General features: G+C 42.8%; 8 protein-coding genes. All 8 read right to left on the bottom strand.

All coding sequences use genetic code 11. The annotated features are described in order from the left end of the window. Positions 1-26 precede the first annotated feature (26 nt). The 8 genes from ULO1_RS10640 to ULO1_RS10605 all read right to left on the bottom strand — a co-directional run bounded on the left by ULO1_RS10640 (position 27) and on the right by ULO1_RS10605 (position 12,408). The gene (locus ULO1_RS10640) at positions 27-596 is read right to left on the bottom strand and encodes a TetR/AcrR family transcriptional regulator (RefSeq protein ID WP_079933570.1); all 570 of its coding nucleotides are present in this window, start codon (positions 594-596) and stop codon (positions 27-29) included. Continuing rightward, on the bottom strand, positions 593-3,715 hold the full coding sequence (locus ULO1_RS10635; RefSeq protein ID WP_079933569.1) for an efflux RND transporter permease subunit: 3,123 nt from the start codon (positions 3,713-3,715) through the stop codon (positions 593-595). The genes ULO1_RS10640 and ULO1_RS10635 overlap by 4 nt, the downstream gene beginning before the upstream one ends. Next, positions 3,715-4,827 carry an efflux RND transporter periplasmic adaptor subunit gene (locus ULO1_RS10630; protein WP_079933568.1) on the bottom strand — a complete coding sequence of 371 codons (1,113 nt, stop codon included), beginning with the start codon at positions 4,825-4,827 and terminating at the stop codon, positions 3,715-3,717. Before ULO1_RS10630 ends, ULO1_RS10635 begins: the two co-directional genes overlap by 1 nt. Before the next feature lie 133 nt (positions 4,828-4,960). Then, a complete protein-coding gene (locus ULO1_RS10625; RefSeq protein WP_143325448.1) occupies positions 4,961-5,581 on the bottom strand; it encodes a hypothetical protein in 621 nt (206 codons plus the stop codon). Positions 5,582-5,649: 68 nt separating this feature from the next. Next, positions 5,650-7,983 (bottom strand): S-layer homology domain-containing protein, encoded by a 2,334-nt coding sequence (locus ULO1_RS10620; RefSeq protein ID WP_079933566.1) that lies wholly within the window; start codon positions 7,981-7,983, stop codon positions 5,650-5,652. Positions 7,984-8,085: 102 nt separating this feature from the next. Continuing rightward, positions 8,086-10,095 (bottom strand): O-antigen ligase family protein, encoded by a 2,010-nt coding sequence (locus ULO1_RS10615; RefSeq protein WP_079933565.1) that lies wholly within the window; start codon positions 10,093-10,095, stop codon positions 8,086-8,088. A gap of 19 nt (positions 10,096-10,114) precedes the next feature. After that, positions 10,115-11,527 (bottom strand): undecaprenyl-phosphate glucose phosphotransferase, encoded by a 1,413-nt coding sequence (locus ULO1_RS10610; RefSeq protein WP_079933564.1) that lies wholly within the window; start codon positions 11,525-11,527, stop codon positions 10,115-10,117. Between the two features lie 23 nt (positions 11,528-11,550). Continuing rightward, a complete protein-coding gene (locus ULO1_RS10605; RefSeq protein ID WP_079933563.1) occupies positions 11,551-12,408 on the bottom strand; it encodes a glycosyltransferase family 2 protein in 858 nt (285 codons plus the stop codon). Positions 12,409-12,410 lie beyond the last annotated feature (2 nt).

Raw genomic sequence — 12,410 nt, 5'->3', positions numbered from 1 at the left:
CAAGGAATAATAAGGGGAGAAATTAATCAAATTATTTTCTTGAAGAAGCCCCAGATTTTCTCGTATTCTTCCTGTAAGGAAAAATCCTTTTGATTCAGGGATTTTCTAAGCAGATTTACTTGAATTACACCTAAAAAAGCTGTTGCTAACATATCCAGATCTATTTCTGATGGTTTTGACCTACTATCTTGTATTTGTTGTAAAATGTTTTTCAAAATTTCAAGATAGCTTTCAATCGTTTCTGCAACCCGCTTGCGCAGCCGATCGTCTTCCATATAGAGTTGCTCAGAAAAAATCAATTCAGGAATAGCAAAATTGTTTTCTATCAATGTAAGATGAAATTCTAACAGTTTCTTAAGTTTTAGCATGGGCTCTGTTTTTTCACTGGCTATTTTATTAGCTTCAGTAAGAAGAGTCTGTTGAATATATGCTACTGCTGCAGATAAAATTTCATTTTTGCTCCGGAAATATTTAAAAATAGCCGCTTCGGAAACACCCACCTCATTAGCTAATTCTGCTGTGGTAAATTTTTTTATCCCTCGGGAAGCAATTATTTTTAAACTGGCTTGAATAATCTGTAATTCCCTGGTTTTCATAACTTGACCTCCTGTTGTTTGACAAAATACCTGGCAAAGAAAGTAGCCAGATCGTCAAATAAGGTATATACAACCGGGATAACAATCATCGTTAAAAAAGTAGCTGTTAGGATTCCACCAATCACCGCAATCGCCAGGGGTGAAAATCTTTCCGCCCCCAGAGCCAGTTCCAGAGCCAGTGGCAACATACCCACCACATTAGAAAAAGCAGTCATCATAATCGGACGGAAACGGATCTTTACCGAGTCAATAACAGCCGTATTTCGCTCAATTCCTTGACTGCGGGCTTGCAGTGTGTAGTCTACGAGAACAATCGAGTTGCGCACCACCGTACCAACCAGCAGGATAATACCCAGTAACACTGGCATGGAAACAGCTTTTCCCGCCAGGAAGAGAGCTCCGGCTACCCCGGTAATTACCAGAGGAATAGCCAGCATAATGGTAACGGGGTGGATAAAGGAGCGGAACTGGGCGACTAACAGCAAATACACGGAAATAACCGCTATAACCAGAACAAACAGCAATTCATTCCTGGATTCCTGCAAGTCCGTTGCTTCCCCTGCGATTTCCATCCGGTAGCCATCAGGCAGTTGCATGTCCTGCAGGGCTTTTTCCACGTCCTTGAGCACATGGCTAAAAGACCGGTTATAGGTATGACCAAAAATATCTATGCTTTGTTGCAAGTTCTCCCTGGTAACCAGATTTGCTCCTTCTTTAACTTCCAGGGTAGCTACTTGACGCAGCGGCACAGTGATGCCTAAAGGAGATGTTAGCGTAGCGTTTAACAGGTCATTAATAGAGTTGCGGTCTTCTTCCTGGAATCTGACAAAAATATCGGTGTCCTGACCATTTTCCTGTTTTAATTTAGAGATTGGAATTCCGGCAAAACTGCTAAAGATCTCATTAGCTACACTGGTCGGAGAAAGTCCAAGTTGGGCAGCCCGGGTTTCATTCACATGAACATTGATCTGAGGCGTATTCAGAGTCCAGCTCTTGTAAATGTTTACCACGCCGTTAACGCTTTTCAGTTTGATCTTGATTTGATTGGCCAGATAATTTAAAACCTTCGGATCTGAGCCATAAACCCTGATATCAATGGGTGCAGAGGTAGTAGCCCTGGCCGTTCCTCCTGCTTCTTTGATCACAAAGGTTTCGATATCCGGAATCCTGGCTAGCTTTTGCCGCAATCGATCTTCAATTTCCCAGATGGTATCTTTCCGCTCTTTTCGCGAAGTCAAATTCACAGTTATATAAGCCTGGTTTACCCCCATGGCACCAGATTCGCCTAAATAATGAGAACCGGGTTCATAACCGATTTGGGTACTGAAAGATCGCACCTCTGTCTCTTTTTTTAATTCTTTTTCCACCAGTGCTACAATTTCAACTGTCTTTAGCAAAGAAGTTCCCGGTACTGTTTGCAGGGAGATGGTGAAGGACCCGGCGTCCAGTTTAGGCAAAACTTCCATACCAAGAGAACCCAGCAAACGGACACTCAGCAGCAGAAGCACTGCCGCTGCCACCAGGGTTAACAGCCGAAACCGCAGGGCGTTGTGCAAAATAACCACATAGACTCTTTTCAGCTTTTCCATAATTGAGGTAAAGGGTTGGAGTATTTTAGCAAGCATTTCCTCTCCCAAATTCCAGCGTCTGGCTCCTAACAGATAGGTTAGCAACGGTATAATGGTAAGAGCCACTACCAGGGAGGAGCCCATAGCAAAAATAATAGTTTTAGCTACAGGAGCAAAAACCTTGCCGATAAAACCCTGGAGGAAGAGCAGGGGCACCAGTACCACCATAATGGTAGCCGTTCCGGCAACAGCAGGTAATAAAATCTCCTGAGTGCCTGCAATAGTAGCCGTACGCAGGTCCTTTTGCAATTCATGATGGTGGCGCATAATGTTTTCCACAACAATAATGGCATCATCTACTACTATCCCTACACTCAAAATTATAGCGGAAAGAGTAACCAGATTTAATTCCATTCCAAAAATTTTCATTAAGGCAAAGGTCAACAACAGGGAAAAAGGCATGGAGGCAGCTACCACAACCGATTCATTTAACACGCTCAGAAAGAACAATACAATAAGTGATGTAAAAATCAGGGCATCTCTGACACTGGCAGCCATATTGTCAACCACTTGCAGGGTAAAAATGGAATCATCGCTGGCTTTGGTAAATTTTATATAGGGATATTGTTTGGCCAGCTGCTTAATTTTGGCCTCTATTTTCTTGACCACCTCGACAGTATTGGCTTCTTCCCGTTTCAGAATTTGAATACCAATCGCCTTTTCTCCATTAAAACGATAAGCGCTGCGCTGTTCCTGGTTAGAATCCTCGATTCTGGCAATATCCTTGAGATAAATAAGATTGCCGTTGCGGTTATCAATAATAGTATTGCCGATTTCATCAAGATCCCGGTATTCATTGAAGATGCGGATACTGTATTCCTGGTCTTTATCAGTAATTCTACCGCCGGGTTCAGTGACGTTTTGTGTTTTTAAAGCTGCTAGCACCTTATTTAAGGACAGGTTTAAAGCCTCCAGTTTTCTTTTATCGATTAATACATTTTGCTGGCGGTTATGACCCCCAAGAATATCGACAGCCGCTACTCCATCTACCAGCTGCAATTCCCGCTTCAATTCATTTTCCGCCAGGGTTCTGATGGCAGTTAAATCAAGCTGTTGACTGGTTAAACTGTAAGACACCACCGGTTTGCTGGAAGAACTGAATTTCATTACCTGGGGTTCCTGAATTCCGGCCGGCAAGGTTCTTTTGATTCGGTTAATAGCATTTTGCACATCTACAGCTGCGGAATCTACGTCAGTGCCATAATGAAATTCAACCTTGATGACGGAAAGCCCATCCTGGGAAGTGGACTTGATGTTTTTCACACCGGGGATGGTAGCAAACTCTTCTTCTAAAGGTTTACTTAAAGTTTCGGCTATATCCTTGCCGGAAACTCCCGGGTAGGCGGTAACCACATTAACCAGGGGCGGAGCAGTTTCCGGAAACAGTTCGGTTTTGAGGCTTTTGTAGGAAAAAATCCCAAAAACAATAATTGCCAGCAAAAGGGAAAAAATAGTATATTTATGTTTTAATGAGAATTCAGCCCAGTTCATCAGCTATGCTGCTCCTTTCCAAAGAGGAAAATTTCCCGGCCGTCGAAGAGCTCATTGAGATTTGATGTAATCACCATTTCCCCTTCTTTCAGACCTTCCTGCACTTCAACTCTGTTTTCATCTTCCAGGCCTGTCTTTATCGCGGTTTTGACTGCTTTGTTATTGCGGGCAACAAACACATATGGTTTTCCATTTTCCCATTTGACAGCTTTTTTAGGTATAACTAAAGCCTGCTCTTGCTGACCTAAAACGAAATTGGCTTCTATGCTCATTCCCGGCCTTAATACTCTGTTTGCCTTGAATGCTTGCTCAGGGATAACCGCTTCTACCACTGCTGTACGGGTCACAGGATCAAGGGCGGGGAAAATTTTATTTACCTTTGCTGTTACCGGGGGAAAATCGCTACTGGCCACAGAAATATAGACGGGCGAACCCTCTTTAATCCTGATTAAATCCCCTTCAATCACTCTAACCTGAGCTTTCAAGTCCTTAACATCGGCGATTTTCAAGATAGGCTTGCCAGGAGTAGCCATGTCTCCTGGCAAGGCCAATACTGCCGTAACTACCCCGTCCAAAGGAGCGCTTATAGTGGCACTGGCTAAATTAACACTGGCTTCCTGTAGCATGGCATAAACTTCTTTGTAAGCGTTAGCGGCATTATCGCGAGCAAATTTGATCTGGTTATATTTGTCCTCGGGAATTGCCCCTTCCTGCCAGAGCACGTCGTATTTGGCTAATTGTTCTTCCCAGTAATCCAGATTTTGTTTGGCCGTAGTGAGTTTTTGTTTTAAAGTGTTCAGTTTGCTTACCAGTTCATTCTTTTCCAGGGTGATTACCACCTGGCCTTTTTGGACGGCGTCCCCTTCGCTCACTGTTAGCTCCTCTATTCTTCCGGCTATTTTGGATGCTAAAGTTGCTTCTTCTTTTGCTGCTACAGTCCCACTATATTTAACGCTGGCTGTGATAGTAGCTTTTGTTACTGTTGCTGTTTCCACCGGTAGTCCCAATTGCGTCGGTTTTGCTGGCACTGTAGTTGTCTTAAAATTGCTTTTTTGCATAAAAAAGACACCTGCCAGGGCCAAAAAAACAAAGAGCATTATAATTTTCTTCATATTATACCACCCTCCTTTGGTTAGTAAGTATTTACTAACCAAAGTTTATACCATTTTTTTGCTTTTGTCAACTGGCAAAATCTTTCACCCTATAGACAACGCCATGCCGGGCGCACGAAAAAACCCCCTGGGATCAGGGGGCTGTTTTGTGATAAGGTTCCAGACTACTGGCCATCTCGGTGAGAGCACCTTCTACTCTGGCGAGCTTGATATTCACGCGGTCCATTTCCGCCCGTTGAAACCGGTGTCCTTCGTAAATGGTACCAAGCCAGGTATGGCTTTCTTCGATTTTGTGTTTCATGCTAACCAGAGACTCCAAATCTGGTTTTAATGCTACCAGTCCCTGGATATCCGGCTGCAAGGCGACCAGTTCTTTAATTTGAGGCTTGAGCTTGATGAATTCCTGGATATCTGGCTTTAGTTTGATAAATTCTTGAATTTCTGGTTTTAGTTTGATGAATTCCTGAATCTCCGGTTTTAAGGCAATCAGTTCCTTGATTTCTGGCTTAAGTTTGATAAATTCCTCAATCTCTGGTTTAAGTTTGATAAAGTCTTCGATTTGCGGTTTTAAGGCAATCAGTTCCTCGATTTGCGGTTTAAGAGCAACAAATTCTGCCATCTGTGCCTTCAGCAGATTGACTTCCTGTCTTAGTTCAGCAACTTCTTTTTCCAGTTTTTCGATTCTGGCATCCATTCCGGCAAGCATGACAATGACCTGGCGCATCATTTCTTCCAGTCTGTCCAGCTTGTCCACCATCCTCCCCCCTTCCCAATAGCTTCATGTTAATTATATCGCAAACATCTGTTCTGGACAAGGGGGAATTATTCATTGAGACCAAATTTTTTGTTCCAGCGATACAGCATACTTACAGCTTCTGCTCTGGTTGCAACTGCCCGAGCAGCCAGAGAGCTGTGACTGCGCCCGTTCATTAATCCCTGTTTAACTGCCTGTCCTACCGCCGCGCGGGCCCAGGGTGAGATTTGCCTGTTATCACTGAAGGAGCTTAGATCGGCACTTGCTCCCAGGTCAGCCAGCCTGGCCAGAACCACAGCCAGTTCCTCTCTGGTTACCGCCTCCTGGGGACGGAAGCGGTTATTATAGCCCAGCAGCCAGCCTTTATTTACCACCAGGGCAATATCCCGGGCTGCCCAGTGACTGGCAGGGACATCGGCAGGCAAAGGCAAGGACCGGCCATCGTCTTCTACGGCCAGCAACCGTACCAGCAGGGCTGCCAGTTCGGCTCTGGTCATGGTGCGTTCCGGTTCAAACTTACCCTGGTAGCCCTGAATCCGTCCCTGACCTGCCCAGCCGGAGATGGTGGCTGCCGCCCAGTGCTGAGCCGGGAGGTCCGGGAAGCTGTTCGGACGCAAGAACACACCATAACGGCTGAAATGGTTCAGATTAGCAGTAATGGTTTGCCGATCAGCTCCCAACTGGCCGCCGATAGGAAGCCAGCGATTAGCCAGAGGGCTGTAATACCAGACACCAGCCCCTTGCCCATCCTGGAGCTGTGTTTGCAGGGGGAAGGTGATGGCGGCCGGTTGGCTTAATGAACCATTATAAGTGATATCCCAAATGCCAGCATTGATCCCGGGTTCTTTGCCAGTGACTGCAGTCGGGCTGATGGTAATTCCCGCCCGCAGTTCGGCAGGAACATTAAACCCGGCAGGCAAGGCAGAACCCGAGCTGGACCCACCCCCAGAGCTTGAGCCAGAGCCGGAACTACCGCCCAATGCAGGCCCGGAAGCAGGGATGGCAATAGTGAAGGTGATGGTAGTGACATGCCCCGCACTGTCTGTTACCACTAGCTGGTATTGCCCATTCTCAGTTATGGTCGTCCCGGAAAGAAATGGTTGCCCATTGAGCCGGGCGCTTCCTTCAGTAAAAACCGGGGTCACCGGCGCGGTATAAGTCTGGCCATCAGCTACTCCGGTGACAGCGGGTGGTTGCAAGTCGGTAATCACTGTTCTGCTGATTTCCTCATTCAGTATGGGATTGGTAGAGAGGGCCTTTATTTTCAAGGTATGAGTACCATCATTCAGACCTGCCAGGTTTAAAGTTGCTGTGAAGGTGCCATCGTTGTTTAATCCGGGTGTAGCTCGCGGCACTGGTTCAGCATCCAGGTAGATTTGGATGGTAGCTTTCAGGTCCTGAACCTGGCCCTGGATCGTCACCTGAGCCTGAGCCGGGTCTGTCAAATAGACCGTATCCTCTACCGGAAGATCCACACGCAAACTGGGCGGAAAGGCAAAAATGCCCGGTTGGTCGACGGTAAATTTAACCTGATTGGCCTGAGCATCCCAGCCCGGTGCTACCACAAAAGCGGTAGCATCCAGTGGTCCGCTCTTTAACCAGCCACCGGAACCATCAGGAGTAAGTTTAACAATGTCCGGGTCTCCCGTCCCTGCAGCAAAATAGACATCTTCCATGACGATTTCCAGGCGGTTAGGCATTGTAAGCAAATAGTCAGGGCCATAACCGATGATTTTTGGCTCCAGCCAAACCCTCTGCCAATCCTGCCAGCTATTGATCAGCACAGGGTCCACCAGGGATAATGTCGTTGTCGGCCACCATTTGATTGAACCGACTCCGGGCCTGCTAACCTGAAAGTCAGTCATAGAACCCAGGCCCATATCGGTTTGTATGCGCGGGTCGGGCAGCAACTGCCAGCCGCTCGGGAAATTGTAATTTAACAGCAGATTATACTCTCCAGCCAGGCGTGGACTGCTCTCCCCATTGATCTGGACCATGAGGGGCAAACTGTAGGTTTGGGCTTCTGCATTCAAATCAGGCAGAGGGAATTGCAAGGTAAAATTATTATATCCGTTATCAATTAACAAATAATGGCTGTCCATACCGATACTGCTTAAGTCTGCATATACTTCACTGATAGTTGCTCCACCTAAATTGTTGTCCATCAGCCAACCGTTAAAATCAACATCGACCTTGACTGTCTGATTGAAACCGGTGTAATAGAGATAACCGTTGTAATTAAATTCGGCATTACCCGGAGCTAAAGTCGGGTCATTGGGGTGATAAATTTCATATAAAGGATAAAGAGTGCTACCATAAGCCCCCCAGGCAACCTGGGTCCAAAATATCAATACACTCAAGAACAAGGCCACCAGCTGCCATCTTCTTCTCTTGAACCCCATCTTTCTCCGCTCCTTTCATAACGAATTATTATTAATCATAATAACTTCGACAATCTTCTGTAATTTCCTGCAAAAAACTCCGGCCTACGGCCGGAGTTTTCCCTAATTTACCAACAGTTTTTTCATATAATCTGTTACCTCAAGTTTGGGCCAGGCTATCCACATTCGCTTGTATTTTTCCGGTACTTGCTGCCAGACCTTTTCCATCCGCCGGGGAACTTCCTGCATTTTGGCCCGATAAGCTTCTGCCTTCGCTGTTTCGCCCTGTTGCTGGTAGTACTGGGCTACATTATGGTAGGCTTCGGTCAGAACTTCCCAGGTGCGAATATCGTAGGGGGCAAGGGTTGTCAGCTTTTCAAGTTCACTAAGCCCCTGTTCGATCTGACCTTCCAGCAACAAGGCTTTACCATAGGTGAGTACATTATTGGGTGAATAAGAATCAATGTCTACAGCCTTTTTGGCTGCTTCTATAGCCGAATTAAACTCTTGAATTTCTTTTTGTTGCTGAGCATGTAATAGATAGATATTAAATTTTAATCGATAGTAATCACCTTTCCAACTATTGAAATCCGTCGCTTTATCAATATATTTTTTCGCAGCATCGATATCATTTTGTTGTAGCGCTTTTTGAGCTTCTCTAAAATAATACTCTCCACCTCCAGTTTTTATCGCTAAACCAAATAACATAACAATCACAATTATACCACTTATGGTTTGCCACAGGGGACGAATCGTTTTATTTTCATGTTCATCGATTTCTGTTATGGTTAAAGCCATGATAGTCCACATAATCACTGATATAGCAGATAAAGATAAAGTGAAGTCAATAAAACTATGGAGTGTAATCAATAAAACAGACCACAAACCACCCATCGCCAAAGTGGAAAAATGCTTTTTTTGAAAGAAATTATATAGTACCAGTAAGAAATATGCACCAAAAAATACAATGTAGGATAAAAAGCCAATTATACCTGTTTCAACAAGTACTTTAAGTGGATAACTATGCGTCTCACGAGAAATATAGCGGTAACTCTGATATTTTTCAAAAAGACTGCGCCAGCCACCACCGCCAGCCCCGGTTAAGGGGTAGTCTTTTAAAATTTTAAGACCGTCCTGGTAAAAAACAAATCTTTCTTGCACACTTTGTTCTTGCCAATTTATTCTAGCCAGGCGGTTAAAGAGTCCTTCTTCCTGAAAAGCATAATAAATAACACCTGCCAGCAGTACCATCATCAACAAAAATAATAGTAATTTGCCTTGATTACTAAATTTGGCTTTAATGGTCTCTGGTGGTTTAATAAAAGGAACTCCAGCACCTAAAATGCCGCCGCCAAACAATGCCAGCCAGTGTTCGCTTTCGCTAACCTTACCGCTAAAGTCAACCGTCCAATGGGCAAACAAAAAGGCAAGAATGATAGTAGATATTGTTTGAGCAATCGCAGTCCAGCGGGTTTCCCGAGGCCAAAAGACCAGTGCCAAAGATACCACCATTAAAAGAACCAATACGGAACCTCTCGATTGAGCTGACAAAACCCCAGTAAACATAATAAAATTAGCTGAAGAAATCAAAGATTTTAGATAACGTTCTTCTGTATTTGTATATATAAAAATACTTAGTATAAATAACATACTTAAAAAAGCTGCATAAGCATTAGGATATTGCATTGTTCCCATTACTCTGCCATCTTTATAGGCAGCATCAAAATCAAATGTGCCATAGGCAGTACCCAAACCGCTGAAAGCTTCAGTAACACCAATAATCAATAATATTCCCAAAAGTAACTTCCGATGTGATTTTTTTTGAGCTACAAAATAAATAATAATAAATGAAAATATATAGAGAGCAACCCTTAACATTTCTTCAATTGCTAAACTAAGGTGAACTGCTTTATTTAGAGACAAAAACCAGGTAACCAGCCAAATGGCACCAAGCACTTTCATATATTTAAAATATTTACCTTCGGACTGATTTTGCAACCAAATTGCTGCCCCTAATGCAAGGATAACAGCAGTTACAGGCATGGTTTCAAAAGCAAAAAAACCACCCCTGTTAAAAACCAGGAAAAAAACAGTTAATATATAGACCCAAAAAACAAATCCGTTAACTGGCACCCTACTTCCCCCTTATTAATTAATAGGCATTTTTGTTAAAGAAACCATTTAAAATAGTCATAATAATAATTTTAATATCTAACGAAAAAGTCCAGTTTTCCACATAATATAAGTCACATTTTATCCTTTCCTCAATGGAAGTATCCCCACGCCAGCCATTAACCTGAGCCCAACCGGTAATACCGGGTCTAACATGATGTTTGATCATATATTTAGGTATTCTTTCTTTAAATTGCTCTACAAAATAGGGACGCTCAGGCCTGGGTCCAATCACACTCATATCGCCTTTTAAGACATTCCAAAATTGAGGCAGTTCATCCAGGCTGGTTCTTCGCAAAAATGCGCCAAACTTTGTACGTCTCGGATCATTTTTTACAGTCCATTGTGTCTGCGAAACTGTATCATCACTTACATACATACTTCTAAATTTATACATTTTAAACGGTCTGCGATAAAGACCGATCCGCTCTTGACTGAAGAAAACAGGACCAGGAGAAGAAAGTTTAACACCTATTGCAATAAGTATGAATAGTGGACAGAGAAAGATCAGAACTGAAAGAGAAAAAACAATGTCAAACAACCTTTTAATGATTTTATTTACCGGTTCATCCAATGGTACATGGCGTATGTCAATCAGGGGAATTCCATCTAAATCGGAGATACGAGGTTTGGCAGGAATTAGATCAAAAAAATCTGGAATTATTAAGGCTTTGACACCATATTTTTCACACAAATCTATAACATTTGCTATCCGTTTATAAGCAGTTACTGGCAAAGCTATGATTACTTCATCAATTTGTAAAGAAGTTAATATTTCTGGCAATTGCTCCAGTTTACCTAAAATTTTAGTGCTTCCTATAGATTTGCCCAATTTCTCAGGATCATCATCTAAAAAACCTAATATTTCATAGCCATATTCCTGATGATGGCTAATTTTATTGTAAAATTCCCTTCCTAAGCGACCGGCTCCTAATATCAATAAATATTTTTTGTTATACCCCCGGTTACGGATATAACGCAGGAACCATCGTAAAGTTAACCGTTCAATAGTGCTTAATATAATATTTAATATTAGAAAAATTAATAAAACCAGACGGGAATAATGTATTTCTTTGATAAAAAACAAAATACTCATTACCAGTAGAAGAACAATTAAATTGCTCTTAATAACAAGAACAAATTCATGGGAAAACCTGCTGGCTCTTTGAGGCGAATATAACCCGATCAGGTAATTAATAAATAAATATAACGGTATTATATATAAAGCGGGGATCAAATAGCTAAATTTGGTTAGTCGTGTACCTATATCAACTTGTCCTAATAAATTACTTTCAAATCTTAACCACCAGGCAGCATATAAAGCTGTCAGGGCAGTGATACTGTCCAGCAGAAAGAGTACACGATTTAAAAAACGCTGGTTTTCTCTTATCATTGTTACATCACCAACTAATTCGACTATTTGAACAAATTTCTAACTAATGCAACCAAATAACGCAGCCAAATTCCTAATAGAACGATGATATTAACAAGTACAAATGTATTCGGGGCATAGTGTTTTTGATAAAAAATTACCATAGCACGATGGAATTCGTATATCATTCGATATTTCTTTTTTTTACTACTAGCTCCTTTATAATGGATGATCCTGGCTTCAGGATAGTAATAAATTTCCCACCCGGCCTTTTTAATCCGGTAACACCAGTCAATATCCTCGCCATACATAAAAAAGGTTTCATCCAGTAAACCTACCTGTTCAATAGTTTTTCTGCGTACTAACATAAATGCACCCACCAGGCAATCCACAGGATAGGTTTGATCCTCATCCAAATACGTCAGGTTATATTGTGCAAATAACCGACTTTTGGGAAAGAGTTTACTCAGTCCAAGGGCCTGAAAAAGGGCATTCAGCGGAGTGGGAAAGCTGCGACGGCAAGCCAAATCCAACTTGCCGTCAGGTAATAGAACTTTACATCCCGCCGCCCCGACTTGCGGGTGCTTGTCCATAAAATCGAGCATAATATCAAAAGTATTAGGTAAAACTACAGTATCAGAATTGAGCAGAAGTATATATTCGCCTTTGCTTATTCGAATAGCGCGATTATTGGCACGGGAGAAGCCTTCATTTTCCTGATTTTCAATCAGTTTAACCTGCGGAAAATTTTGTTTAACCATCTCAACACTGCTATCGGTTGAATGATTATCAACAACAAAGACTTCAAAATCTGCTTGAGGAGGATGGTTGTAGACAGACTGTAGAGTCTGTTTTAGCAAGGCTTTAGTATTATAATTGACGATGATGATGGACAGTTTCAATG

The sequence above is a fragment of the Carboxydocella sp. ULO1 genome, from assembly GCF_002049255.1.
GTDB lineage: Bacteria > Bacillota.
The sequence above is the reverse complement of the archived record's forward strand: the minus strand, read 5'-3'. Positions and strand labels throughout refer to the sequence as shown.

Excerpts from the sequence above, each read along its gene's own strand:
- ULO1_RS10640 (WP_079933570.1), bottom strand. The coding sequence starts at position 596 with ATGAAAACCAGGGAATTACAGATTATTCAAGCCAGTTTAAAAATAATT.
- ULO1_RS10620 (WP_079933566.1), bottom strand. The coding sequence starts at position 7,983 with ATGGGGTTCAAGAGAAGAAGATGGCAGCTGGTGGCCTTGTTCTTGAGT.
- ULO1_RS10610 (WP_079933564.1), bottom strand. The coding sequence starts at position 11,527 with ATGATAAGAGAAAACCAGCGTTTTTTAAATCGTGTACTCTTTCTGCTG.
- ULO1_RS10630 (WP_079933568.1), bottom strand. The coding sequence starts at position 4,827 with ATGAAGAAAATTATAATGCTCTTTGTTTTTTTGGCCCTGGCAGGTGTC.
- ULO1_RS10635 (WP_079933569.1), bottom strand. The coding sequence starts at position 3,715 with ATGAACTGGGCTGAATTCTCATTAAAACATAAATATACTATTTTTTCC.